24 protein-coding genes and 1 tRNA gene are annotated in these 25,815 nt (G+C 60.1%); 15 read left to right on the forward strand and 10 right to left on the reverse strand.

What is annotated here, in order from left to right; all coding sequences use genetic code 11:
* Window positions 1–2: 2 nt before the first annotated feature.
* Both FHX06_RS15375 and FHX06_RS15380 read right to left on the reverse strand, forming a co-directional pair.
* On the reverse strand, window positions 3–1,151 hold the full coding sequence (locus FHX06_RS15375) for a Gfo/Idh/MocA family protein (RefSeq protein WP_029616427.1): 1,149 nt from the start codon (window positions 1,149–1,151) through the stop codon (window positions 3–5).
* Between the two features lie 133 nt (window positions 1,152–1,284).
* Window positions 1,285–1,959 (reverse strand): TetR/AcrR family transcriptional regulator, encoded by a 675-nt coding sequence (locus tag FHX06_RS15380; RefSeq protein WP_018114862.1) that lies wholly within the window; start codon window positions 1,957–1,959, stop codon window positions 1,285–1,287.
* A 207-nt stretch (window positions 1,960–2,166) separates the two neighbouring features.
* Between FHX06_RS15380 and FHX06_RS15385 the strand changes: the two genes are divergently transcribed.
* From FHX06_RS15385 to FHX06_RS15415, 7 genes are all read left to right on the forward strand, one after another.
* Entirely contained in the window at window positions 2,167–3,453 is a 1,287-nt protein-coding gene (locus tag FHX06_RS15385; protein WP_029616426.1) for an ABC transporter substrate-binding protein, read from the forward strand.
* Window positions 3,454–3,459: 6 nt separating this feature from the next.
* A complete protein-coding gene (locus FHX06_RS15390) occupies window positions 3,460–4,419 on the forward strand; it encodes a carbohydrate ABC transporter permease (protein ID WP_162710028.1) in 960 nt (319 codons plus the stop codon).
* A 1-nt stretch (window position 4,420) separates the two neighbouring features.
* Complete coding sequence (locus FHX06_RS15395; RefSeq protein ID WP_018114858.1) at window positions 4,421–5,299, forward strand: carbohydrate ABC transporter permease; 879 nt, start codon at window positions 4,421–4,423, stop codon at window positions 5,297–5,299.
* A gap of 36 nt (window positions 5,300–5,335) precedes the next feature.
* Window positions 5,336–6,409 carry a Gfo/Idh/MocA family protein gene (locus FHX06_RS15400; protein WP_113146718.1) on the forward strand — a complete coding sequence of 358 codons (1,074 nt, stop codon included), beginning with the start codon at window positions 5,336–5,338 and terminating at the stop codon, window positions 6,407–6,409.
* 16 nt (window positions 6,410–6,425) lie between these two features.
* Window positions 6,426–7,502 carry an ABC transporter ATP-binding protein gene (locus FHX06_RS15405; RefSeq protein WP_113210447.1) on the forward strand — a complete coding sequence of 359 codons (1,077 nt, stop codon included), beginning with the start codon at window positions 6,426–6,428 and terminating at the stop codon, window positions 7,500–7,502.
* Between the two features lie 70 nt (window positions 7,503–7,572).
* Window positions 7,573–8,448 carry a choline kinase family protein gene (locus FHX06_RS15410; RefSeq protein WP_113203540.1) on the forward strand — a complete coding sequence of 292 codons (876 nt, stop codon included), beginning with the start codon at window positions 7,573–7,575 and terminating at the stop codon, window positions 8,446–8,448.
* Window positions 8,449–10,899 carry an FAD-dependent oxidoreductase gene (locus tag FHX06_RS15415; protein WP_183879962.1) on the forward strand — a complete coding sequence of 817 codons (2,451 nt, stop codon included), beginning with the start codon at window positions 8,449–8,451 and terminating at the stop codon, window positions 10,897–10,899.
* A gap of 183 nt (window positions 10,900–11,082) precedes the next feature.
* Here the strand turns inward: FHX06_RS15415 and FHX06_RS15420 are convergent, their stop codons facing one another.
* Together FHX06_RS15420 and uxaC are read right to left on the reverse strand one after the other, a co-directional pair.
* Window positions 11,083–12,540 (reverse strand): mannitol dehydrogenase family protein, encoded by a 1,458-nt coding sequence (locus tag FHX06_RS15420; RefSeq protein WP_113210443.1) that lies wholly within the window; start codon window positions 12,538–12,540, stop codon window positions 11,083–11,085.
* Window positions 12,537–13,952 (reverse strand): glucuronate isomerase, encoded by a 1,416-nt coding sequence (gene uxaC / locus FHX06_RS15425; protein WP_183879964.1) that lies wholly within the window; start codon window positions 13,950–13,952, stop codon window positions 12,537–12,539. Before uxaC ends, FHX06_RS15420 begins: the two co-directional genes overlap by 4 nt.
* Window positions 13,953–14,122: 170 nt before the next feature.
* Here uxaC and FHX06_RS15430 point away from each other — a divergent pair, with 170 nt between their 5' ends.
* The 3 genes from FHX06_RS15430 to FHX06_RS15440 all read left to right on the forward strand — a co-directional run bounded on the left by FHX06_RS15430 (window position 14,123) and on the right by FHX06_RS15440 (window position 16,816).
* A complete protein-coding gene (locus FHX06_RS15430; protein WP_112542868.1) occupies window positions 14,123–14,332 on the forward strand; it encodes a SlyX family protein in 210 nt (69 codons plus the stop codon).
* Between the two features lie 108 nt (window positions 14,333–14,440).
* Window positions 14,441–15,067, forward strand: a complete 627-nt coding sequence (locus FHX06_RS15435; RefSeq protein ID WP_113207241.1) for a ribonuclease D — start codon at window positions 14,441–14,443, stop codon at window positions 15,065–15,067.
* Between the two features lie 225 nt (window positions 15,068–15,292).
* A complete protein-coding gene (locus FHX06_RS15440; RefSeq protein WP_183879967.1) occupies window positions 15,293–16,816 on the forward strand; it encodes a hypothetical protein in 1,524 nt (507 codons plus the stop codon).
* 128 nt (window positions 16,817–16,944) lie between these two features.
* On the opposite strand, the gene rpsA is transcribed toward FHX06_RS15440, so the two are convergent.
* The 4 genes from rpsA to aroA all read right to left on the reverse strand — a co-directional run bounded on the left by rpsA (window position 16,945) and on the right by aroA (window position 21,469).
* The gene (rpsA, locus tag FHX06_RS15445) at window positions 16,945–18,648 is read right to left on the reverse strand and encodes a 30S ribosomal protein S1 (protein WP_112542865.1); all 1,704 of its coding nucleotides are present in this window, start codon (window positions 18,646–18,648) and stop codon (window positions 16,945–16,947) included.
* Between the two features lie 176 nt (window positions 18,649–18,824).
* Window positions 18,825–19,469, reverse strand: a complete 645-nt coding sequence (cmk, locus tag FHX06_RS15450) for a (d)CMP kinase (RefSeq protein ID WP_246715571.1) — start codon at window positions 19,467–19,469, stop codon at window positions 18,825–18,827.
* Window positions 19,470–19,473: 4 nt separating this feature from the next.
* The gene (locus FHX06_RS15455; protein WP_183879969.1) at window positions 19,474–20,115 is read right to left on the reverse strand and encodes an FMN-binding negative transcriptional regulator; all 642 of its coding nucleotides are present in this window, start codon (window positions 20,113–20,115) and stop codon (window positions 19,474–19,476) included.
* A 1-nt stretch (window position 20,116) separates the two neighbouring features.
* The gene (gene aroA / locus FHX06_RS15460; protein ID WP_183879971.1) at window positions 20,117–21,469 is read right to left on the reverse strand and encodes a 3-phosphoshikimate 1-carboxyvinyltransferase; all 1,353 of its coding nucleotides are present in this window, start codon (window positions 21,467–21,469) and stop codon (window positions 20,117–20,119) included.
* A 275-nt stretch (window positions 21,470–21,744) separates the two neighbouring features.
* Here aroA and FHX06_RS15465 point away from each other — a divergent pair, with 275 nt between their 5' ends.
* From FHX06_RS15465 to FHX06_RS15475, 3 genes are all read left to right on the forward strand, one after another.
* Window positions 21,745–22,125 (forward strand): TIGR02300 family protein, encoded by a 381-nt coding sequence (locus FHX06_RS15465; protein ID WP_112542861.1) that lies wholly within the window; start codon window positions 21,745–21,747, stop codon window positions 22,123–22,125.
* A 148-nt stretch (window positions 22,126–22,273) separates the two neighbouring features.
* Window positions 22,274–22,349: transfer RNA gene (locus FHX06_RS15470), tRNA-Ala, on the forward strand.
* Window positions 22,350–22,499: 150 nt separating this feature from the next.
* Complete coding sequence (locus FHX06_RS15475; RefSeq protein WP_049800884.1) at window positions 22,500–23,225, forward strand: YoaK family protein; 726 nt, start codon at window positions 22,500–22,502, stop codon at window positions 23,223–23,225.
* Window positions 23,226–23,324: 99 nt separating this feature from the next.
* Here FHX06_RS15475 and FHX06_RS15480 read toward each other — a convergent pair whose 3' ends face one another.
* Entirely contained in the window at window positions 23,325–23,798 is a 474-nt protein-coding gene (locus FHX06_RS15480; RefSeq protein WP_183879973.1) for a hypothetical protein, read from the reverse strand.
* Window positions 23,799–23,912: 114 nt separating this feature from the next.
* On the opposite strand from FHX06_RS15480, the gene FHX06_RS15485 reads away from it, so the two are divergent.
* A complete protein-coding gene (locus FHX06_RS15485; RefSeq protein ID WP_112542860.1) occupies window positions 23,913–24,548 on the forward strand; it encodes a trimeric intracellular cation channel family protein in 636 nt (211 codons plus the stop codon).
* Window positions 24,549–24,550: 2 nt separating this feature from the next.
* On the opposite strand, the gene irrA is transcribed toward FHX06_RS15485, so the two are convergent.
* Window positions 24,551–24,970, reverse strand: a complete 420-nt coding sequence (gene irrA / locus FHX06_RS15490) for an iron response transcriptional regulator IrrA (protein WP_018114608.1) — start codon at window positions 24,968–24,970, stop codon at window positions 24,551–24,553.
* Window positions 24,971–25,272: 302 nt separating this feature from the next.
* Between irrA and fabA the strand changes: the two genes are divergently transcribed.
* Window positions 25,273–25,788 carry a 3-hydroxyacyl-[acyl-carrier-protein] dehydratase FabA gene (gene fabA, locus FHX06_RS15495; RefSeq protein WP_007814145.1) on the forward strand — a complete coding sequence of 172 codons (516 nt, stop codon included), beginning with the start codon at window positions 25,273–25,275 and terminating at the stop codon, window positions 25,786–25,788.
* The last annotated feature ends 27 nt before the right edge of the window (window positions 25,789–25,815 follow it).

Raw genomic sequence — 25,815 nt, forward strand, 5'->3', positions numbered from 1 at the left:
GCTCAGAACTCCAGGGCGGGGACATCGAGCCAGCGGCGCTCGGCCCAGGATTTCAGGCCGAGTTCTGCAAGCTGCACGCCCTTGGCGCCGGCTTCCAGGCCATAGGGCCAGGGAGCGTCTTCGACCACGTGACGGATGAACATTTCCCACTGCGCCTTGAAGCCATTGTCGAAGACCTGCGTATCCGGCACTTCGTCCCAGGTCTTGTAGAAGTCGATCGTCTGCGGCTGGTCGGGGTTCCAGACAGGCTTTGGCGTATTGACGCGATGCTGGCTCCAGCATTTCGTCAGCCCGGCAACGGCCGAGCCATGCGTGCCGTCCACCTGGAAGGTCACGAGGTCGTCGCGACGAACACGCACGGCCCAGGATGAATTGACCTGCGCGATCGCGCCGCCTTCCAGCTCGAAGGTCGCATAGGCGGCATCATCGGTGTCGCAGTTGTAGGGCTTGCCCTGTTCATCGATGCGGGTGGGAATATGGGTTGCACCCAGGCAGGAAACGGCCTTCACCTCGCCGAAGAGATTATCGAGCACATAGCGCCAGTGGCACAGCATATCGAGGATGATGCCGCCGCCATCGGCCTTGCGGTAGTTCCAGGACGGGCGCTGGGCCGGCACGCCCCAGTCGCCTTCGAAGACCCAGTAGCCGAATTCGCCGCGCACAGAGAGGATCTTGCCGAAGAAGCCGGAATCACGAAGCAGCGCCAGCTTGCGAAGGCCGGGGAGGAAGAGCTTGTCCTGCACCACGCCGTGCTTGAGGCCGGATGCGCGCGCCTTGCGGGCCAGGTCGATCGCAACCTGCAGGTCGTCGGAGATGGGTTTTTCGCAATAGACGTGCTTGCCGGCATCGAGCGCCTTGGACAGCAGCTCTGCGCGCATCAGCGTGGTTCCGGCATCGAAGAAGATGGCGTCATCGGGATTGGCGAGCGCAGCATCGAGATCGGTCGACCAGCGCTTGATGTTATGCTTGCGGGCAAGCTCCTCCATCTTCGCGCCGTTGCGGCCGACGATGATCGGATCGATTTCCAGTTTCTCGCCTGATTTCAGCGTGATGCCGCCCTGATCGCGAAAGGCGAGGATCGAGCGAACGAGGTGCTGGTTGTAACCCATACGGCCGGTAACGCCGTGCAAAATGATCCCCAAACGTGCCACTTTTTCCTCCCTGGAAGCTTTTATGCGTCGGGAGCGGGCAGTCAGGCCCGGCCCTCCCGAGCTGGTAACTAAACAGTTACTTGATGGCAGAAGAGGAATATTGCTGTCAATAGCCAATTCGGTTTTTTGAAAATCAGCGCTTTATCGAAGCGAGCGTGACGTGAACGATGTGGCGTTCCCAGGTCTCGAGACTAGCTGGGGTGATGAGATCGCGGCCGAAGATCGTCGAGAGCGTGTACTGGTTGGATAGGTAGAAATAGCCAAGTGACGCGATTGTCAGATAGACATGCAGCGGATCGGCGGTCTCGATGAAGACGCCAGCCTTTTTGCCCTCTTCCAGCACCTGCGAAAGCTCGCCGATCAGGTGCGAGTGCAGTTCCTTCAGCCGTACGGACTGGCGCAGCCAGCGGGCGCGGTGCAGGTTTTCCGTGCCGAGCAGGCTGAGGAACTCCGGATGTTGCAAGAAATAGCGCCAGGTGAAGAGGGCGAGTTCCCCAATGCCTTCCTCAGGGCTGCGCGTGCCGATGTTCAGGGCGCGCTCGGCGGTGCGGATGCTGACATAGGCTTCCTCGAGGACGCGAAGATAGAGCTGCTCCTTGTCGCCGAAATAATGGTAGAGCATACGCTTGTTGGTGCCGGCGCGCTCTGCAATGGAATCGACCCGCGCGCCGCCCATGCCGTTTTCGGCAAATTCCCGTGTGGCGGCTTCAAGAATGGCCGCACGCGTGCGCTCCGGATCGCGTTGGGCGGTTCGTTCGGTGGACGGACGCTTGATCTTCTTTTTTGCGCTCTCCCCTGTGTCGTTCATACGATTTCCCCTATCTTCCCCATGTTGCGCTCATAAGGCTTAAGCGGGAGAATGTAAAAACCCGAATTGGTCGGCGCAATCGGGTCACCAACACCGCTTGACAGCCCGAAGACTTTGAACATAACTTGTAACCAATTAGTTATTTGTTGCAAGATAGCTAATTCGGAAGCGTGTGGAGGCGCTTCCTGTTGGGAGGAGGAAACCAATATGTCTTTTCGTGTAAGCAGACGTAATTTCATGGCGGGCGGAGCAACGCTCCTTTCGCTTTCGGCGCTCGGAAACAGCGCTTTTGCCCAGGAAAACCGCTTGCGTCTCATCTGGTGGGGCTCTCAGCCGCGCGCTGACCGCACCAACAAGGTCTCAGACCTTTTCAAGGCGAAAAACAGCGGTGTTGCCATCACCGGCGAATTCCTAGGATGGGCCGATTACTGGCCGCGCCTCGCCACGCAGGTGGCCGGCCGCAACGCCCCCGACGTCATCCAGATGGATTATCGCTACATCGTCGAATATGCCCGACGCGGCGCTCTTGCTCCGCTGGAATCCTATATGCCCTCGAAACTGCAGCTCGATGATTTCGATCCGGCGCAGATCGAAGGCGGCAAGGTCGACGGCCATTTCTATGGTGTCAGCCTCGGCGCGAACTCGGCAGCGACCGTCATCAACACGGTTGCCTTCAAGGAGGCCGGCATCGACGTGCCGACCAACAAGACGACTTGGGAAGAATTCGGCAAGATCGGTGCTGAAATCACCAAGGCCGGCAAGCGCAAGGGCTATTTCGGTTTTGCCGATGGCAGTGGCGGCGAGCCGCTCTTCGAAAACTACCTGCGCCAGCGCGGCAAGGCGCTCTACACGGCGGATTCGAAGATTGCCTTCGGTGCCGAGGATGCGTCCGAATGGTTCGACATGTGGGCCAAGTTCCGTGAGGCCGGCGCCTGCGTAACGCCCGACATTCAGGCGCTCTACAAGGATACGATCGACACCAGTCCGCTGACCGTCGGCAAGGCTGCCTGCGACTACGCCCACTCCAACCAGTTCGTTGGCTATCAGGCGATGGTCAAGGACAAGCTGATGCTCAGCAACTATATGAGGATCAAGCCGGATTCGAAGGGCGGACACTACCGTAAGCCTTCGATGTTCTTCTCGGTTTCCGCCCAGTCCAAGGCGATCGATCAGGCTGTCGACTACGTCAACTTCTTCGTCAAGAACCCCGATGCTGCCAAGATCCTCGATGTCGAGCGCGGTATTCCGGAATCGAAGGCGATGCGTGACGTCGTTGCCGGCACGCTCGATGAAACCGGCAAGGTCCCGCTCGAATATGTCAGCGGTCTCGGCGATCTCGCAGGCCCGCTTCCGCCCCCGCCGCCGACCGGCGCCGGCGAAGGTCAGGTCGTGCTCCGCACTATCTCGGAGCAGGTCGCTTTCGGCCAACTTACCCCGGCTGATGCCGGTAAGCAGCTCGTGGATGAAATCACGCGAATTCTCGCGCGGGGTTGATCTTATATGACCAATGCGATGCGCACGTCCGCAGGGACGGTAACCGTGGAAAGATATCAGGGAGTACGGGCTGACGGACGCCTCCGGCGGCTGTGGAATGCCAATGCTCCCGGCTATCTCTTTCTGCTTCCTTGGCTGATAGGCTTTTTCGGCCTGACACTCGGCCCGGCCCTGATTTCGCTCTACCTCTCCTTCACCGACTTCGACATGTTGAGGGCGCCGGGTTGGGTGGGAGCCGCAAATTACGTGCGCATCGCGACGGCCGATCCGAAATTTGCATCGGCCATGTCCGTCACATTGACCTATGTCGTCTTGTCGGTGCCCTTCAAGCTGACCTTTGCGCTTCTTGTTGCGCTTGCCCTGAACCGGGGCTTGCGCGGCCTGCCGATCTACCGCGCGATCTTCTACCTTCCGTCCCTTCTTGGCGGCAGCGTGGCGATCGCCGTATTGTGGCGCCAGCTTTTCGCCAGCGATGGTCTCGTCAACGCCGCACTTTCGCATTTCGGTATCGTCGGCCCGAGCTGGATTTCGCATCCGAGCTATTCGATCTACACGCTGGTCGCACTCTCCGTCTGGCAGTTCGGCTCGCCTATGATCATTTTCCTGGCCGGCCTGCGCCAGATCCCGCAGGATATGTATGAGGCTGCAAGCCTCGACGGTGCATCGAAATTCCGCCAGTTCTACAAGATCACCCTGCCGCTGCTGACGCCCGTGATCTTTTTCAATGCCGTCGTCCAGACGATCGACGCCTTCAAGGCCTTCACGCCGGCCTTCATCATATCCGGCGGCACGGGTGGCCCGATCAATTCGACGCTGTTCTATACGCTCTATCTCTATCAGGAAGCTTTCGGCAATTTCCGCATGGGCTATGCCTCGGCGCTCGCCTGGATCCTCGTGGTGATCATCGCGATCTTTACGGCCTTCTCCTTCCTGACCTCGCGCTATTGGGTACACTACGATGACTGAGATGACCGCTTCCGTCACCGCGGCCAGGCCGCCATCGGACATTACCAAACGCAGCCTGCCGGCAACGCTCGTCATCCACGCGCTGCTGATCGCCGCCTCGCTTTTGATGCTCTATCCGCTGCTGTGGATGGTGTCGGCATCGGTCAGACCGGAAAACGAGATCTTCTCGTCGACCTCGCTCATTCCGTCCTCGGTCGATTTTTCGTCCTACGTGCGCGGCTGGACCGGCCTCGACATCAGCTTCGGCCGCTTCTTCTGGAATTCGCTCGTCATCTCGCTGCTGGTTGTCGCTGGCAACGTCATTGCCTGTTCGCTGACGGCATTCGCCTTCGCGCGGCTGCGTTTTGCCGGCCGGAACTTCTGGTTCGCGATCATGCTCGGCACGCTGATGATCCCCTATCACGTGACGCTGATCCCGCAATATGTGCTCTTCCTCGATCTCGGCTGGGTCAACACCATCCTGCCGCTGGTCGTGCCAAAGTTCCTCGCAAGCGACGCCTTCTTCATCTTCCTGATGGTGCAGTTCTTCCGCGGCATCCCGCGCGAACTCGATGAAGCCGCGATGATGGATGGCTGCAGCGCCTGGCGCATCTACTGGAAGATCATGCTGCCGCTGTCACTGCCGGTTCTGGCCACAGCCGCCATATTCTCCTTCATCTGGACCTGGGACGATTTCTTCGGCCCGCTGATCTACCTCAACGACATGAACACCTACACGATCCAGCTCGGCCTGCGCACTTTCGTGGACTCCACCAGCGCATCGGACTGGGGCGGATTGTTCGCCATGTCGACGCTCACGCTCGTGCCCGTGTTCTTCTTCTTCCTGTTCTTCCAGCGCCTGCTGATCGAGGGCATCGCCACGACCGGCATGAAGCGTTGATGGATCGGGCGGAAAAGCCAGACAGGATTAAGTGACATGAGCATCAAGACAGTCGCGATCATCGGCTGCGGTATCGGCCGCTCCCATATCGTCGAGGGGTATCTGCCGCATCCGGACAAGTTCAAGGTCGTAGCGATCTGCGACCTGAACGAAGATCGCCTGAAGACGATCGGCGACGAATTCGGCATCGAACGGCGCACGACCTCCTTCGACGAGCTGCTTGCCGATGACAGCATCGACATCATCGATATCTGCACGCCACCAGGCATCCACAAGGAACAGGTCATCGCTGCCTTGGCCGCTGGCAAGAACGTGGTCTGCGAAAAGCCGCTGACGGGCTCGCTCGCCGGTGCGGACGAGATCATTGCGGCCGAGAAGACTGCCAGGGGCACGCTGATGCCGATCTTCCAATATCGCTATGGCGATGGTGTCGAGAAGGCCAAGCGCATCATCGATGCCGGTCTCGCCGGCAAGTTCTATATGGGTTCGGTCGAAACCTTCTGGCGTCGCAAGCCGGAATATTATGCCGTGCCCTGGCGTGGCAAATGGGCGACCGAACTCGGCGGGGTGCTGGTCACCCACGCGCTCCATCTGCACGACATGCTGTTCTACCTTGCCGGCCCCGCCACCCGCGTATTCGGCCGCGTGGCGACCCGCGTCAACGAGATCGAGGTCGAAGACTGCGCCTCCGTCAGCCTGCAGATGCAGAACGGCGCCTTCGTTTCGTTGTCCTGCACGCTCGGCTCGCAGAACGAGATCAGCCGGCTCAGGCTTCACTTCGAAAACATCACATTCGAGAGCAATCACGAGGCCTATGCGCCCGGCCAGGATCCTTGGCAGATTATTGCTGCCGATGACGAAGTTCAGGCGAAGATAGATGCCGTCATCGCTGACTGGCAGCCCGTACCGCTGCGCTTCAACACGCAGATGCTGCGCTTCCACGATTATCTGATGGGCAAGGGACCGCTTCCGGTGACGAGCGCGGATGCAAGGCGCGCGCTGGAGCTGGTCACGGCCATCTACCAATCTTCCGATAGCGGCGCCGATGTTGCCCTGCCGATCGGTCCTGACAGCCCGAAATACGCCGACTGGCGTGCAAGAACCAAATAAGAGGGGATTTCGGAACATGGCAACGAGTGTCGTTCTTCAGAAGGTCGAGAAGCGCTATGGGCAGCTCGACGTCATCCACGGCATCGACCTGACGATCGATCCCGGTGAGTTCGCGGTCTTCGTCGGCCCGTCTGGTTGCGGCAAGTCCACGCTGCTGCGCATGATCGCCGGCCTCGAGGAAATTTCCGGTGGTGCGCTGCTGCTCGACAATGAGCGCATGAACGAGGTGACGCCCGCCAAGCGCGGCATCGCCATGGTCTTCCAGTCCTATGCGCTCTATCCGCATATGTCGGTCTACAAGAACCTAGCCTTCGGTCTCGAAACCGCAGGCTACAAGCGGGCGGAAATCGAACCGAAAGTACGCCGCGCCGCGCAGATCCTGCAAATCGAGAAGCTGCTGGAGCGCAAGCCGAAGGCACTCTCGGGTGGCCAGCGCCAGCGTGTTGCAATCGGCCGTGCCATCGTTCGTGAGCCGCGCATCTTCCTCTTCGACGAGCCGCTGTCCAACCTCGATGCTGAACTGCGCGTCCAGATGCGCGTGGAGATTTCCCGCCTGCACCGCAGCCTCGGCAACACGATGATCTATGTCACCCACGACCAGGTGGAAGCCATGACGATGGCCGACAAGATCGTCGTCCTGAATTCCGGTCGGATCGAGCAGGTTGGCGCCCCTCTCGACCTCTACAACAATCCCGCCAACCGTTTCGTCGCCGGCTTTATCGGCAGCCCGAAGATGAACTTCCTCAATGCCAGGATCGAAAGTGTCGCCGACGCCGGCTCGACGCTTAACGTCTGCGGCAGCTCAATCCAGCTCGGCCGTCGGCTTGCCGGTCAGCCGGGCCAGGATGTTACCTTCGGCATCCGTCCAGAACATCTTGCCGTGACGGAAGGCGGCACCGTGCTCTCGACCGTCAACGTCGATCTCGTCGAAAATCTCGGTGGCGCCACCATGCTCTACGCAACGACGCCGGACAACCAGGCGCTGACCATAGCGCTTGATGGTCAGCAGAAGGTCGAGCGCGGCACCAATGTGAAGGCATCCTTCGATCCCGCCCGCTGTCACGTTTTCGACGCCAGCGGCAAGACGATCTGAAAAAGCCGCCGCTTGACAGCCGATCCCTCTCAAGCCCATCATTTCCTTGAGGGTGACGAGGGGGATAGGCGTGACGCCTGAAGAGAGGATCCATGCGCTTGGCATTTGGCAAGGTCCGATCGACATAGTCCCGATCACCGGCGGCCTCACCAACCGGAACTATCTGGTGAGAGATGGCGCGCAGCGTCGCGTTGTCCGCCTGGGCGACGATATCCCGGTCCACCACATCAACAGGCAGAACGAGCTTGCGGCAAGCCGTGCAGGCCATGCGGCCGGCATCTCGCCTGCCGTTATCCATCATGCGCCAGGCGTGCTGGTTCTCGATTTCATCGATGCCAAACCACTGTCGCCTGATGATGTCAGGAAGCCCGAAACGCTTGCCCGTCTCATTCCACTGATCCGCGCCTGCCACCGCGACATGGCCCGCCATTTTCGCGGTCAGGCGCTGATCTTTTGGGTTTTCCATGTGATCCGCGATTACATCGCAAACTTGAAGGCTGCCGGCAGTCCTTATTCGCCGCTGCTGGACGAGCTGCTTGCCAAAGCCGAGCGTCTCGAAGAAGCCGCGGGCCCCTTCGAGATTGCCTTCGGTCACAACGACCTGCTCGCCGCCAATTTTCTCGACGATGGCAGACGGCTCTGGCTGATCGACTGGGATTACGCCGGCTTCAATACGCCGCTATTCGATCTCGGCGGTCTTGCGTCCAACAGCGAGTTTTCTGCAGAGGCGGAGCGCATGATGCTGGAAACCTATTTCGATCGGCCGCTGACGGATGATTTGAGCCGCCGCTACCAGGCCATGAAGTGCGCCTCGCTGCTGCGCGAGACCCTCTGGAGCATGATCTCCGAGATCCATTCGACCATTGATTTCGACTACGCCACCTATACCGTCGAAAATCTTGCACGTTTCGAGCGCGCCTATCGGGCATTTGAACAGGATCATTGAATGACGAAGGAATTACCGAAGACGGCAAAAGCCGTGGTTATCGGCGGCGGCATCATCGGCTGCTCGACCGCCTATCATCTGGCCAAACTCGGCTGGACCGACACGGTGCTGCTGGAGCGCAAGAAGCTGACCTCCGGCACGACATTCCACGCCGCTGGCCTCGTCGGGCAATTGCGCACCAGCGCCAATATCACCCAGCTTCTGGGATATTCCGTCGATCTCTACAAGAAGCTCGAAGCCGAGACCGGCCTCGGCACCGGCTGGAAGATGAATGGCGGCCTGCGGCTTGCCTGTAACGAGGAGCGCTGGATCGAGGTCAAGCGTCAGGCGACGACGGCCCAGTCCTTCGGCCTCGAAATGCATCTTCTGAATCCGCAGGAGGCCTTTGATCTCTGGCCGCTGATGACGACAGACGATCTCGTCGGCGCCGCCTATCTGCCGACGGATGGCCAGGCCAATCCCTCCGACATTACCCAGGCGCTGGCAAAAGGTGCCCGTATGGCCGGCGTTTCTATCTTCGAGGACACAGAAGTACTCGATCTCGAAATCGACAAGGGCAGGATCCGCGCCGTCATCACTGCTCAAGGCCGTATCGAATGCGAGCGGGTCGTGGTCTGCGCCGGCCAATGGACCCGCAGCTTCGCCGCCCGCTTCGGCGTCAACGTGCCGCTTGTTTCCGTCGAACATCAGTACATCATTACCGAATCCTTCGGTGTGCCTTCCAATCTCCCGACACTGCGCGACCCCGATCGCCTCACCTATTACAAGGAAGAGGTCGGCGGCATGGTCATGGGCGGCTATGAGCCGAATCCTATCGGCTGGGCCATGGACGGCATACCCGAAGGTTTCCACTACACGCTGCTCGACAGCAATTTCGATCACTTCGAACAGATCATGGAGCAGGCGCTCGGTCGCGTGCCCGCTCTTGAAAACGCGGGCATCAAGCAGCTTCTGAACGGCCCGGAGAGTTTTACGCCCGACGGCAACTTCATCCTCGGCGAAGCACCGGAACTGAAGAATTTTTTCGTCGGTGCCGGCTTCAATGCCTTCGGCATCGCGTCTGCCGGTGGCGCCGGCATGGCGCTTGCCGAATGGGTGACGAAAGGCGAGCCGCCCTACGACCTCTGGCCGGTCGATATCCGCCGCTTCGGCCGCCCGCATTTCGACACGGACTGGGTTCGCACGAGAACGCTGGAGGCCTATGGCAAACACTACACGCTGGCCTTTCCCTTTGAGGAATATGCAAGTGGCCGTCCCTGCCGCAAGTCGCCGCTTTATGAACGGCTGAAGGCGCAGGGCGCCTGCTTCGGCGAAAAACTCGGCTGGGAGCGGCCGAACTGGTTTGCCGATCTCTTCGCCAATGAGGAGCCGAAGGATATCTATACCTATGGCCGCCAGAACTGGTTCGAGGCCGTTGGCCGCGAGCACAAGGCGGTGCGCGAAGCAGCCGTCATCTTCGACCAGACCTCCTTTGCCAAATTCGTGCTGAAGGGCAGGGATGCCGAGACGGCACTGTCATGGATTGCTGCCAACGATGTCTCAAAGCCTGTGGGATCACTGATCTACACGCAAATGCTGAACGACAAGGGCGGCATCGAATGCGACGTGACCTGCGCGCGCATTGCCGAAAACGAATATTACATTGTCACCGGCACCGGCTTTGCCACGCACGATTTCGACTGGATCTCGCGCAGCATTCCCGATGGCCTCCACGCCGAACTCGTCGATGTCACTTCCGCCTATACTGTGCTCTCGCTGATGGGCCCGAATTCCCGCACCATCCTGGAAAGGGTCACGACAAGTGACATCTCCAACGCTGGCTTCCCCTTCGGTCGGGTCAAGACCATCGGCATTGCCGGCTGCCCTGTGCGGGCGTTGCGCATTACCTATGTCGGCGAACTCGGCTACGAACTGCATGTGCCGATCGAATACGCGACGACCGTTTATGATGCGCTGATGGCCGCAGACGGGCAGTTCGGCCTCGTCAACGCCGGCTATCGCGCGATCGAGAGCTGCCGGCTGGAAAAGGGCTATCGCGCCTGGGGTTCTGATATCGGTCCTGATCACACGCCCATCGAAGCTGGGCTCGGCTGGGCGGTAAAGACACGCAAGACTACGCCTTTCAAGGGGCGGGCGGCGATCGAGCGGCAGCTCGAAAGCGGTGTGAAGAAGATACTCGCCTGCTTTGTGCCCGATGATCCCGATATCGTGCTGCTTGGCCGTGAAACCATCTACCGTGACGGACAGCGCGTCGGCTGGCTTTCCAGTGGCGGCTTCGGTTATACCATCGGTAAGCCAATCGGTTACGGCTATGTGCGTCATAGCGATGGCGTAACGGAGGATTTTGTCCTCTCCGGCGTCTATGAGCTGGATGTCGCGCGCGAACGCGTGCCCTGCAAGGTTTCGCTAAAGCCGCTCTATGACCCCGAAATGAAGCGGATCAAGGCCTAAAGCATGTCGCGCCAAAGTGCGCAGCGGTTTTGCGATGACGACGTGCGTAAAAGCAAAGACCTAAAGCTCGGCAAGCGAAGCCTCGGGATGACGACGCGCTTTGGACGACTGCGGCGAGAACCGGCTTCCCTTGACGCTTTCTCATCCCATGGCAGCCACGGGATGAGAACGGCGCGAAGTGCTTCAATAAAGGGGCAGCCTATTGTCCTGGATAAGAATCTCCAGCTTGTTCGCCACGTCCTCCGTCCAGGCGATGTTCCCGGTCAGAGCCTTCGGAAATAGGCCTGGCAGCTTGAACAGTGCAGCCGAGACCGCCGCGCCGTTGCGCGGCACATCGGCGATCAAAGCCGCAATCTCCCCGGCGCGAGGGTCACGCAACTCATAACGCTCGCCATTCCGATCGATGCCCGTCGCATAGCGCATCCAGGCCGCGACGGCGATCGCGTAGGTCTCCGCTTTGCTACCCTTGGCAAGCGCTTCCGTTGCCGGTTCCAGCAGGCGCTGCGGCAGTTTCTGTGTGCCGTCCATGGCGATCTGATAGGTACGGTGGGCGATCGCCTTGTTTGCAAAGCGTGCTATCAATTCGTTCGCATAGGCATCGAGATCGATGCCGGGAACCGGATCCAGGGTCGCCGCCGCCGCACTCATGTGCCGGCGTGCCAGTGCTGCCAATCCTGCATCATCCATGACGTCGCGGACAAATTCATAGCCAGCTATATAGCCGAGATAAGCGAGGAGCGAATGCGCGCCGTTCAGCATACGCAGCTTCATCTTCTCATAGGCCGAGACTTCCTCGACCATCAGCGCGCCATGAACCTTTTCCCACGCCGGACGGCCGTTGACGAAATGGTCCTCGATCACCCACTGGGTAAAGGGCTCCGTCTCGATTGCCGCCAGGTCCGTGCGGCCCGTCAGCCGCTTGGCATCGGCATAGGTCTCATCGGTGCTTGCCGGCGTAATGCGGTCGACCATCGTCGAAGGGAAAGGCACATTCGCCTCGATCCATCGATGCAGATCCGCATCGATGCGGGCGGTATATTCCAGCACCAGACGCTTCAGCACCGCGCCATTGCTCGGCAGGTTGTCGCAGCTGAGCGGCGTAAAGGGAGCGATACCCTTCTCCCGGCGCCGCCTCAGACCCTCGACGAGATAGCCGATGACGCCGCGCGGCGCATGCCGGTTGGCGAGGTCGGCGACAATATCGGGATGCTTGAGGTCAAGCCCTCCGGTTGCCGGATCGAAACCATAGGCCTTTTCCGTCACCGTCATGCTGACGATGCGGATTTCAGGATCTTCGAGCCGTGTCAGCAGGCCCGCCGGATCGCGGGGCGCCACATGTGCCCCCAGGATCGAGCCGATAACATGAGCCGTCGTGCCCGATGTATCACGGATCAGCACGGTATAGAGCCCGTTCTGGGCGGAGAGGTTATCCGCGACATCGGGGGTGCGCAGGCTCGCCACCTCGATGCCCCATTCGCCGCCGGCGGCTGCCAGCGCGCCATCCGTGAAAGGCGCGAAATGCGCGCGGAAGAAGGCACCGGGACCGAGATGCAGGATGCCGGCCTTTAGCGCATTCCTGTCATAGGCAGGAAGCTTCGCCGTCGGCGCAAGGCCGGTCACGTTCTGTAATCTGTCGCTCACAGTTTGTAGGCCTTCCTCGCATTATCATAGGAGAGTTCGCGCGCCACGGTCTCGGCTTCCTTTTTGGAAATCCGATGCTCGACCGCAAGCTGCGCCAGGAAGCGGCAAATCTCGCGGCGCCAGACATCGTGACGGGCGGGGATCGACAGGAGCGCGCGCGTATCGTCGTTGAAGCCGGCAAGATTGGCGAAACCGGCCGTCTCGACGACCTGGTCGAGATAACGACGAATGCCGAGCGGGCTGTCGTGGAACCACCAGGGCGGCCCGATCATCAGGCAGGCCCAGTGGCCGGCCATCGGCGCAAGCTCGCGGGCATAGGTCGTCTCGTCGAGCGTGAAGAGCAGGATGCGCAGGCCAGGCGCATGGCCGTATTTCGAAAGCAGGGCATTGAGGCCGCCGACCCAGTCCGTGCGCGTCGGAATATCGGCGCCCATATTCGGTCCACGGGTTTCGAAAAGTTCACGGTCCGTGTTGCGGCGCGAACCGGCATGGATCTGCATCACCATGCCATCTTCGGCCGAGAGCCCAGCCATTTCCGTCATCATCTGGCCGCGGAAAAGCTCTGCATCGGCGGCCGAAACGGGACCCCTCAGCGCTTTGTCGAGCAGCGCCTGCTTTTCGGCAAGCGGCAGATCGGCAGTAAAGGCCGTCGGCACGCCATGATCGGTCGCCGTTGCGCCGAACTGGCGGAAATAGGCGCGCCGCTTGCGGTGCGCCTCGATCAGCCCATCCCACTTGGTGATGTCGCAGCCGGTGATCTCACCGAACTTGATGAGATTGTCGCGGAAGCCGATGGCATCGGGATCGGTGACGCTGTCCGGTCGGTAAGTGGTGCGCACTTTGCCGATCCAGCCGTCGGTCGCCATCTTCTGATGGTGCGGAAGCGGGTCGAGCGCGCCTTCGGTTGTGGCGATCGTCTCGATGCCGAAGCGCTGGTGTAGCGCCCGCGGCCTGAACTCCGGAAGTTTCAGCTGCGTATTGATATGATCGTAGAGCGCATCGGCATTCTCAGTCGTCAGCGGCTCGGTGCAGCCGAGCACGGCCGACATGGCATGGTCGACCCAAAGGCTCGACGGCGTTCCGCGGAAAAGATGATATTTGGCGGCGAAAGCACGCCAGATATCCCGGCCGCTCGCCACCGGTTTGCCGTCGAGTCGTGGCACACCGAGCTCATCGAGTTTGGTGCCGGTGCTGTGCAGCATGCGGAAGAGATAGTGGTCGGGAATGACGAGCAGCGAAGCGGCGTCTTCGAAGGCCTTGTCGTCTGCGAACCAGGACGGTTCGGTATGCCCGTGCGGGCTGACGATCGGAAGGGCGCGTACGGTCTCGTAGAGATCGCGTGCTATTGTTCGCGTTGCCGGATCGGCGGGAAAGAGCCGGTCCGGATGAAGAAAGCCATTGCCTACATCCATCAGTTATCCTCCCTGATGGGATAAGGGCCTACCCCACAAGACGGAATGCGGCAAGGGCTTTTAGTAACCAAATGGTTCATTTCGGAATCGTTTTCGTGAGGCCTCGAAACCATTGACGCTTCGGCCTATTTGGGCTTTGGAATGCCACCTGATTTCCCCGGAGAAAACCGATGTCCGACGAGGCAGCCCGCATCACGAAGCTGGAAGAAATGCTGGCCCATCAGGCAAAGACAATTGATGAGCTTTCCGATCAGCTTGCCGAACAATGGAAAGTCATGGAGCAGACGCGCGCCAAGCTCGATCGATTGACCGAGCGGTTCCTGAGCCTGGAGGAACAATCGCTGGAAGCGCCGGCAATCACCAAACCGCCGCACTACTGAGCGGACAGCGCAGCGGAGCCGATGACCGACCTGCAGCAGGAAAGCGGTTTCGCGCTTTCCGCCTTTGCGATATAGCCCGGAAAGACGAAGCTGAACGAGAGACATCCCATGGCGGCCATCATCCGTTATCACCAGGGCGATATTTCCGCGGCGGACGCCGCCCGTTACACCGGTGCGATCGCGATCGATACGGAGACGCTGGGCCTCGTGCCGCGCCGGGACCGCCTCTGCGTCGTACAGCTTTCGCCGGGCGACGGTTCTGCCGATGTGATCCGCATAGCGGCCGGTCAGAAGGAAGCGCCGAACCTCGTCGCGCTGCTTGCCGATCCGTCGCGCCAGAAGATCTTTCATTATGGCCGTTTCGATATCGCCGTGCTCTTCCACACGTTCGGCGTCACCACTACGCCGGTCTTCTGTACGAAGATCGCTTCGCGCCTCATCCGCACCTACACGGATCGCCACGGCCTGAAGGACAATCTCAAGGAGATGCTCGACGTCGATATCTCCAAGACACAGCAATCCTCCGATTGGGCTGCCGAAACGCTCTCGCAGGCGCAGCTCGAATATGCCGCCTCTGATGTCCTCTATCTGCATGCGCTGCGCGACAAGCTGAACGAGCGCCTGATTCGCGACGGCCGCCTCGAGCACGCGACGGCCTGCTTCGAATTCCTGCCGACGCGCGCCAAGCTCGATCTTCTCGGCTGGGAAGAGGCAGACATCTTCGCCCATAGCTGACATCGGCCTCTTATCGGACATGCGCGCACGGCCGTAGACTGGCGTCTGCGGCCGTTAGCCGTTCGTTAAGATATTTTCAGTAACATTCTCTTCAATTTTTATGCATTCGACGGTGCAAAACGCGCCGATGCGGACAGGAGGATCTGCCGGGATGCACGGGGCCGGATGAGCGCGGTCTCGTTGTACGACCTGCTTTCATAGCCACTTTGCGAAAGGAGCGTGCCTGTGTTGTCTCCCATTCGTTCAGCGTCCAATGCAAGCCTTTCTTCTCAGGGTCAGACGGCGGCAATCGTTGCCGGTGGCCTCGGCCGTTCGGTGGTCGCCCCCACCCCGGTAAATGCAGTTGAAGCGGCCGATCTGAATGCCGCGATTGCCGGCAAGCTTAATATTCTGCTCATCGCCGCGCGCCAGCGCATGATTGAAGCACTTCTCGACATCATCAATGCAACAGGGCGCACCATCGCGCTGCAACGCGGTGAAGGCGAATCCGATCAGGCTTTTGCCACCCGTGTCGCCGATGCCATCCGTCGCATGCCCGATGCCCAGATCGACGCGGTCGAGCGCCAGCTTTCCGATGACGGACATAGCCTGCCGCTGAAAATGATCGCCGCTGCCCTCAGGGACCCCACCGGGCCGGAGGCGACGCGTGTCATCACCTATGTCGAGATGATCAACTACAAGGACAGGGATCTCGCAGCCCGTGCCGTGGTCCGCTCCTATCGCCAGAACGATGCCGCACCGCCGCGGATCGAGCAGCGGCCGGAAATCAGGCTTCAGGAAGAAAACCTTCCCGCTGCACGTCCGTCCGCAGCAAAGCCGGCTGAAACTGCAACAATGCCTCCTGCCGAAGAAATCGCTCCGGCCGAGGCAGCCGCTGTCGTGACAACGGATCTGACTGTCGAGGACCGGCAGACCGGCAGTCAGTCCGCGACAGCAGCGCATGAAGCTTCACCGCAGGCAGCCGCGCAGGCAGAGACAGAAGAGGCCCTGGCCGCATTCGTGGATGGGGAAGTGGTCGAACCGGAACAGGCTGGACCCGCTGCCGAGCAGCAGACAATCTCCGCCAGGGCTGACCCGGTTATCCCGCGCAACTGGACCGGCATCGCCAATTCCATGACCGAGCGGGTTTCACAGATGATCGCAACGATCATCCGCGAGCAGGAGGCAACTGCCCTGTTGGCGGATACACCGGTCGAAGCCGCCGTCGAAATCGATGCCATGCTGGACGAGGCCGTCATCAGTGAGGCGAAAGAGAGCCTGGTTCGCACAACCCCGGAAGACGTGGTCGAGCCTGTATCGGCCCAGCCCAACCAAGTTTCTCGCTCGTCCCAGGCGGAGATCCCTGCAGCCGCGCAGACGACGCGTCCTGCCAGGGAGGTTGCCGCTCAGCCGCAGCCGATTCCTCTCCCGGTAGTCGAGACACCCTCATACATACCGCTCGCGGCACGTATGCCGGACGGTCTGCCCTACGCCCAGACGCCCTACCAGTTCGCTCGCGACGAATATAAGGCAACCAAGGCCGATGAGCCGCCTCATCGGCAACATGAAAATGGCGGCTCTCAGGATCAGCAGCAACAGCAGCAGGCGCAATCCGGTCAGGGCGGTGAAGAGCAGCAGGCCGGGGAGGGGGAAGCCCCGCGTGAGGAGCGGCGCCAGCCTAAGATGTTCGATCCCGATCCGTCGACTGCACCGGCAACCGTCGCTGACCCGGTCTATGCCCTTTACCAGCGCATGGTCGGCTGGGAGTAATCCGGAGCAATTCCAGCAAAGCGCCTGACGATTTTGCGTGGGAGCAAGGAATTTTAGAAACCTCCCAAAACGAAAGAACCCGCCGGATTGCTCCGGCGGGTTCTTCATTTCAATGGATCAGCGAAGGATTATTCGCCGCCGCGGTTCTTCAGAGCCGCGCCGAGAATGTCGCCGAGCGAAGCGCCGGAGTCGGACGAACCGAACTGAGCAACGGCTTCCTTCTCTTCCGCGATTTCCAGAGCCTTGATGGACAGCATGATCTTGCGGTCCTTCTTGGAGAAGTTGGTAACGCGGGCATCAACGGTCTGGCCGACCGAGAAGCGTTCCGGACGCTGCTCGTCGCGATCGCGAGCGAGGTCGGCGCGACGGATGAAGGAAGTGATGTCCTCGTGGTTGACGAGCTTCACTTCGATACCACCGTCGTTGACAGCGATGACTTCGCACGAAACGACAGCGTTCTTGCGCAGGTCGCCGGAAGCAGCGGCTTCGCCAACTGCATCCTTGCCGAGCTGCTTGATGCCGAGCGAGATGCGTTCCTTTTCGACGTCGACGTCGAGAACGACAGCCTTGACGACGTCGCCCTTGTTGAACTCCTCGATGACCTGTTCGCCCGGACGGTTCCAGTCGAGGTCAGAGAGGTGAACCATGCCGTCAACATCGCCGTCGAGGCCGATGAACAGGCCGAATTCGGTCTTGTTCTTGACTTCGCCTTCAACCTCAGTGCCGGCCGGATGGCTGCGGGCGAATGCTGCCCACGGGTTTTCCAGCGTCTGCTTGAGGCCGAGCGAAATACGGCGCTTGGACGGATCGACTTCGAGAACGACGACTTCGACTTCCTGGCTCGTGGACAGGATCTTGCCGGGGTGAACGTTCTTCTTGGTCCAGGACATTTCCGAGATGTGGATCAGGCCTTCGATGCCCGGCTCCAGCTCGACGAACGCACCGTAGTCGGTGATGTTCGTGACGGTACCGGAAATCTTCTTGCCTTCCGGATACTTGGCCTGGATGCCATCCCACGGATCGGACTCGAGCTGCTTCATGCCGAGCGAGATGCGGTGGGTTTCCTGGTTGATGCGGATGATCTGAACCTTGACCTGCTGGCCGATGTTCAGGATTTCCGACGGATGGTTCACACGGCGCCATGCCATGTCGGTGACGTGCAGCAGGCCGTCGATGCCGCCGAGGTCAACGAACGCACCGTAATCGGTGATGTTCTTGACGACGCCGTCAACAACCTGGCCTTCTTCGAGGTTCTGAACGATCTCAGAACGCTGTTCGGCACGGGATTCTTCCAGAACCGTACGGCGCGAAACCACGATGTTGCCGCGGCGCTTGTCCATCTTGAGGATTTCGAAGGGCTGCGGGTTGTGCATCAGCGGGGTAACGTCGCGGATCGGGCGGATATCGACCTGAGAACGCGGCAGGAAGGCGATCGCACCGTCGAGATCGACCGTGAAGCCGCCCTTGACCTGGTTGAAGATAACGCCTTCGACACGCTCGCCAGCTTCGAACTTGGCTTCGAGCTTGACCCAGCTTTCTTCGCGGCGAGCCTTCTCGCGCGACAGAACGGCTTCACCGAGCGCGTTTTCGATACGCTCGACGTAGACTTCGACTTCATCGCCAACCTTGAGCTGGCCGTCCTTGGCGCGGGCGCCGAATTCCTTGAGCGCGATGCGGCCTTCGACCTTCAGGCCGACGTCAACAACGGCGACATCCTTTTCGATGCCCGTGACGATACCCTTGGTTACATAGCCTTCGGCCAGATCGTTCTTGGCAAAGGACTCTTCGAGAAGGGCCGCGAAATCCTCGCGAGAGGGAGTTGCTACTGACATAAAATCTCCTGCGTGGCCTTCGATAGCGTCAAGGCTCACGTATGCGCCGGTTGGTTCGAGTTGAATGGGCCTGAACCCAGTCCGCCCTCTTTCAAGAAGGCAATCCGGCGCTTGGACGGAATTTCAGGCTTGCTTTCGCATGAGCGTCCCGCGCACGAACACGGAAACCGCTTGATTTAGGCATTTCGGCTCAAGGCGGCGTCGATAATCGACTGAGCAGCTTGAAACGCGGCCTCTATACTCATTTCCGACGTGTCAAGCAAGTGCGCATCGACGGCCGGCTTCATCGGGCTGTCCGCCCTGTTCATGTCGCGATCGTCGCGTCGTTTGACGTCCTCGAAGATTGCGTCGAAATCTGCTGTGCCACCCTTGCCGATGATCTCGTCGTAGCGGCGTCTTGCGCGCACTTCCGGCGATGCCGTCACATAGAGTTTCACAGGTGCCGCAGGGCAGACGACGGTGCCGATATCGCGCCCGTCGAGAACCGTTCCTGGCACCTTCTTAGAAAACCGCCTTTGCGCCTCGACCAGCGCCCGGCGCACTGCCGGCATGACAGCAATTTTCGATGCGGCCTCACCGATCTCGTGTCTCGACAATATATCGCGATCCAGTCCGGCGAGTTCAACCTCACGTGCCATCTTTTCGGCGACAGTCTCGTCATCAAGTGGCAGTCCGGCATCGATGAGCGCCTTGGCCGTCGCCCTGTAGGTCAGACCTGTATCGAGGTGATGGAAGCCGTATTGCTCGGCGATCCCTCGCGAAAGCGTGCCCTTGCCCGCCGCGGCCGGACCGTCGATGGCGATGATGAAACTGTCCGTCATGACGTCATTCCGTGCCAAGGCCGCCATAGCGGCGCACCAGTTCCTGCATTTCGGCCTGCTCTGCCACTTCGGTGAGGCCCTTGGCAACACCTTCGCGGTCGGCAACCGGCCGATTCTGGCTGACTTTCCATTTACCGTCGATCTCGGCGATTTCGATTTCGATGCCGACGATGCCTTTCAGTTGCGCACGGATGAAATCGTCAGGTGCATCGCTGACGGCCCACGGCTTTTCACGCAGGCCCTCCTGCTGACCGGTGAGCGCGCTGATTTGCGCCAAGAGCCAGGCGGCATCTTCGATTACCCGTGCAGGCCCGCGCGCCTGCACGACCGCATAGTTCCAGGTCGGAACCACTTTGCCGGTCTCGGCCTTGGTCTGGTACCAGGACGGCGTGATATAGGAATCGGAACCCTGGAAGACGGCAAGTATGGGTGTACCGGCGGCGATATCGCGCCACTGACCGTTCGCGCGCGCCAGATGCAGCCGCAAGGTTCCTTTGCCGGAAGCCTCGGCATCAAGATGGAATGGCACCGAATTGGCAATCAGACCGGAGGCGCCCGCCGTGATCAGCAGGCCAAGCGGATGTGCGCGGATAAGCGCATGCTGCACATTGAGATCATCCTCGCGAAAATGCGGTGGCTGGTACATGTCAGGCCCGTTCGATCTCTGCCCCGAGGCTTTTCATCAGATCCATGAACTGCGGAAAGCGGGCCGCAATCATGCTGCTGTCATCGATACTGACAGGATGCTCCGAAGCCAATCCCATGACAAGGAAACTCATGGCGACGCGATGGTCGAGATGCGTGGAGACCGGCACAAGGCCTGCATTCCCGAGCCCCTTTCCGTCCGGCCGGCCGGTGACCGCAAGCCAGTCCAGGCCTTCCTCGCAATCGACGCCGTTGAGCTTAAGCCCTTCCGCAATGATTGAGAGCCGCTCCGGCTCGTTGATCCGCAGTTCCTGCAGCCCATTCATGACCGTCCGGCCCTTGGCGAAGCCGGCGGCGATAGCAAGAACAGGATAGTCGTCCATCATCGATGGCGTCCGCTCTGCTGGAACGGTGGTTCCGGTCAGTTCGGAATGACGCACCCGCAAATCCGCCACATCCTCGCCGCCCGAAACCCGCGGATTGAGGATCTCAATATCCGCACGCATCTCCCGCAGTGTCAGGATCAGTGCTGCCCGCGTCGGGTTCATCAGTACATTGGAAATGACGATGTCGGAGCCTGGCACCAGCAAAGCCGCCACCAGCGGGAGAGCGGCGGAGGAGGGGTCGCCCGGTACATCGATCTTCTGTCCGATCAGCCTGCCGCGTCCCTGCAGTCGAACCGTCCGCGTGCCCTCCTTGTCGGTCTCAGCGGACAGTTCTGCGCCGAAGCCGGCCAACATCTTTTCCGTATGGTCACGCGTGATCGCCGGTTCGATAACCGTCGTCACACCCGGAACGTTGAGGCCGGCCAGCAGTATCGCCGACTTCGCCTGCGCGGAGGCGAGGGGCAGGGTGTGGTGGATCGGGGATGGCGTTTCCGGCCCACGCAGCATAACCGGCAGGCGATCGCCCTCAACTGACTTCACCTGAACACCCATGCGGCGTAACGGATCAAGCACGCGGCCCATCGGCTGCCGGGAAAGCGAGGCGTCGCCGGTAAAGACGGTGTCGAAATCATACGCGCCGGCAAGGCCCATGATCAGGCGTACGGCAGTGCCGGAACTGCCAAAATCGAGCGGAATCTCCGGCGCAAGCAATGCGCCGTTGCCTGTCCCGTTGATGATCCACGTGTCGCCCTCCTTGCGGATCACGGCACCCATGGCCTGCATCACCTTCGCAATATTGAGCACATCTTCGCCTTCGAGGAGCCCGGCAATACGCGTTTCGCCCGATGCCAGTCCGCCGAGTATCAGTGCGCGATGCGAGATCGATCTGTCGCCGGGAATACGGATGGTTCCGGAAAGCCCGGAGGATTTGCGGGCGATGGCCGGCTTCGATGCGGAACCCTGCGACATGGGTTAATCCCTTGCAAAGGCGATATATTCGCGCCACTCACGGCTTGGTGCCGGTATGTCTTTCCGGTCGGCCTTGCGGCAATCGCGGTTGGTTAGCACAAACTTGCCGAGCGGTCATCCGGCAGGCTGGGCGAAAGCCTGAGGCCCCCCGTGAAGTTTAGCTTTGACACGGGAAGCCGTACCGATTAAGGGGACCGGCTTATAAATTCCGAATAGAACGCCGGTTTGACGGCATTTGCCGAATCTTGCATTCGGCCATTCTCACGAGGCTTATAGTGGCGAAAGCGGAACTTGGAACCAAGCGCACCGATCCGGAAACCGGCAAGAAGTTCTACGATCTGAACCGGGACCCGATCGTTTCTCCTTATACCGGTAAATCTTACCCCCTGTCCTTCTTCGAAGAAACCTCGGCAGTCGCCGAAGTTCAGGATGAGGACGAGGTTGCCGAGGTCGATACCGAAAACACCGAAGTCGAACTGGTTTCGCTCGAGGACGCCGATGACAATTCCGGCGGCGACGACATCCCCGATATGGGCGATGACGATGTCGAAATCGAAGGCGATGACGACGATACCTTCCTCGAAGCCGACGAAGATGACGAAGATGACGACATGAGCGACATCATCGGCGTCACCGGCGACGAAGACGAAGTCTGATCGAACGAATACCGGCCCGGACGACAAAAATATTCCGGGCCGGATTTTTTAGGCTTGCCATCTGCGAAAACCGCAAGTAAGAAGCCGCCACTCCAGAGGAAACGCCCTCCGGAGTATCCCAGGACCGGCCAGACCGGACCATCTTGATGGGGCTATAGCTCAGCTGGGAGAGCGCTTGCATGGCATGCAAGAGGTCAGCGGTTCGATCCCGCTTAGCTCCACCAAATCTTCCCGGATGCACGTCAACAGGCATTTTAGGTCAGCATAACTGACATCTGTCAGGATTGTTCAGTTGCCGGTTTGCCAACAGCTGGAAACGGGTTTTCATATCCGTCGTTGAGGCCGGCCGATTCGGCGCCTCCCGGACCCGGACCATGACACGAGCAAGACGTCGCCGCATCATCAGAACCCGCAGGACCGCGACCGGACTGGCGCTGGTCGGCTCGATTTCCTTTCTGGCTGGCATGACGGATGCGACCGGCCTGCTTCTGACCGGCGACTTCGTATCCTTCATGACGGGCAATACGACGCGCGCAGCACTGGCGCTGAGCAGCGGCGATGTCAGGCATGCTGCCGTGCTTATGTCGGCCATCATCGTCTTCGTGCTCGGCAATGCCGCCGGCATCGTCGTCGCGCACCGGGCCGAACGGCGCATTTTCGTCGTGCTCTGCTGTGTCAGCCTCATGCTGGCGCTGGCCTCGATGATGACGCTGCAGGATCTGCTGATGGCGCGGTTCTATATGATCGTTCTCGCAATGGGCATGGTGAATGCGGCGGTCGAGCATATAGAAGGGCTGCCGATCGGCCTGACCTATGTGACCGGTGCGCTGTCGCGCTTCGGTCGCGGCATTGGCCGCTGGATTATCGGCGACCGGCGCCTCGACTGGGTTATCCAGATCGTGCCGTTGGGCGGCATGGTGCTCGGAGCCATCAGCGGAGCCCTTATGACGCGTCTTGTGGGCGCGCCGGCGCTGTGGCTGGTCTCCATTTTCGCGATGGCGCTGGCGATTGTAGGTCTGTTTATTCCCCGCCCGCTACAGCGTCGGTTCAATCAGAAGATCGCTTCCCAAACGCATCAGGTGCACAGCAGGCGAGCCTGAACGTTGCGAAGTTGAGCGGGCCGCCGCGCTTCGCTAAAGGTACGGCTTCCTAGGTCGCCACTTCGTCGGCCAACCCCGGCGCCTTTTCCGCGCGGAAACCTATTTCTTGGAGATGGTGACGAATTTCGTACCCCGCACGCGGGTGGTGACGATGCAAGGATCGTCGCCGGTGCGGTCGCAGAAGCGCGGGTTCATCTTCATGGCGAGCACCATGTTGCCGAAACGCTGGACGAAGTCGTAGCCGTAGATCTGCGCGGTGGCGATCATGAAGTAGCCGCCTTCAGCCACCTGAAGATAAAAATTATAGGTGCAGCCGTCTTCGTTGCATTGCGGACCCTTCTGGCCGTCGCAGGTAAGTTGACCCTCGTTGACGACGGCGTCTATCAGCCCGTCATTGTTGATATCCTGACGAATAAGGAAGCCGTCACCGAAGGATGCTTCCGTGCATTGCTCCTGGAAATGCTTCTTTTCGTAGATCTCCGGGTCGGAGATCAGCGATTGCTGTGCGACGGCTGCGACTGGCATCACCAGCAGCAAAATGACGTTCAGGAGTACGGGCAGCAGCGTCTTCACGGCTTTCCTCTTATGGATAAAGGCTTCTCTGGCCTCCCATTCTCCATGCGCCGCCTTGCGCCGCCCTTGCCGCAATGATTCAGTGTGCCCCGTTCTGCCGGTCTGGAGGCCTCGATGTCATTGCTCGTCTATCTCGATTATGCCGGCATCGCCCTGTTTGCCGCGACGGGCGCGCTCGCTGCCTCGCGAAAGCAGTTGGACCTGATCGGCTTCCTGTTCTTTGCGATCGTGACGGGAACAGGCGGTGGCACTGTGCGCGATATCATTCTCGGCCGCGTACCGGTCTTCTGGGTGTTGAATCCGTTCTACATCGTCATCTGCTGTATTGTGGGAGTCGTCGTCTTCTTTACCGCCCATCTGCTGGAATCGCGCTATCGCCTGCTGATCTGGCTTGATGCGGTCGGTCTTGCCGCCTATTGCGTGCTTGGCGCCGCAAAGGGACTAGCCGCTACCGGTTCGCCGACGATTGCCATCGTCACTGGCGCCCTGACGGCGACCTTCGGCGGCATTCTGCGCGATCTTCTGGCAAACGAGCCTTCGGTGCTGTTGCGGCCCGAAATCTACGTGACGGCGGCGCTGGTCGGATCGGGCGTCTTTACCGGCGTCAATGCGCTTGGCGCCGAACTCTATGTCGCATCGGCCTGCGGTGTCGCGGCGGCCTTCGCAGTGCGCGCTGGAGCTTTGTGGTTCGGCTGGACATTCCCGACCTACAAACACATGCCGGGCCGGCATCCTGACGATGTGATGTAAGATCAGCCCTGCTTCTGGCGCAGGCGGATCACCACGTCGACATGGGAAATTTCCATGCCTTCGGGTGGCTGCGGCAGATTGTCGATGGTCAGATTGCTGATCGGAATATCGAGCACCTCGTTTTCGCCTTCGACAAAAAAGTGATGGTGGTCGGAGACATTGGTGTCGAAATAGGTCTTGGCGCTCTCGACGGCGAGAACGCGGATCATGCCGGCTTCGGTGAACTGGTGCAGCGTATTGTAAACGGTCGCAAGCGATACCGGCACACCGGCGGCAACCGCCTCCTCGTGCAGTTCCTCGACGGTCAAATGCCGGTCGCCCTTGGCAAACAGGAGATCGCCAAGCGCAACGCGCTGGCGGGTGGGACGCAGGCCTGCGCTGCGCAGCCTGACCTCAATGGCGATCGGGGTCTGACCCGTCATTAACACCAACTCCGGTTATTCTGGCGAAAAGCAATCATGTTTGTTCAAGCGATATAACTTTTGCGCAAAAGCCTTTCAATAGTTCAATGGGGACAAGAGCCTTCGAAAGGCCGCAAAAACGGGCTTTTGACGCAAATAGCTCTGGTCGCGGCCTTGGCCTTCCTGTATGCGACCACCAAATAGTGGCTTATGCCCGGTCCAGGACCAAAAAATGAAGCTGCCATGCTTGCGCTTCATTTTCTGAGGAACTTGGACTAAAGACACACATCCATCGCCAAGAACGCGGGGGGAAACAGAGATTTATGACGACCAGACAGTCCAGCTACTCCTACGAAGAACTTATCGCCTGCGCACATGGTGAACTGTTCGGGCCTGGCAATGCGCAGCTGCCGTTGCCACCCATGCTCATGGTTCATCGCATCACGGACATTTCCGAGACCGGCGGCGCCTTCGACAAGGGCTATCTACGGGCCGAATACGATGTTCGTCCCGACGACTGGTATTTCCCCTGCCATTTCGAAGGCAACCCCATCATGCCGGGCTGCCTCGGCCTTGACGGCATGTGGCAGTTGACCGGTTTCTATCTGGGTTGGCTCGGTGAACAGGGCCGCGGCATGGCGCTCTCGACCGGCGAAGTGAAGTTCAAGGGCATGGTTCGCCCGCACACGAAGCTGATTGAATACGGCATCGACTTCAAGCGCGTCATGCGTGGCCGTCTGGTGCTCGGCACCGCTGACGGCTGGCTGAAGGCGGACGGCGAAACCATTTATCAGGCGACCGATCTTCGCGTCGGTCTCTCGAAAGATAAGACGGCCTGAAAACCGCATTTCGAGCGGCTCACGAAA

The organism is Rhizobium sp. BK512 (genome assembly GCF_014194915.1).
Taxonomy (GTDB): domain Bacteria; phylum Pseudomonadota; class Alphaproteobacteria; order Rhizobiales; family Rhizobiaceae; genus Rhizobium.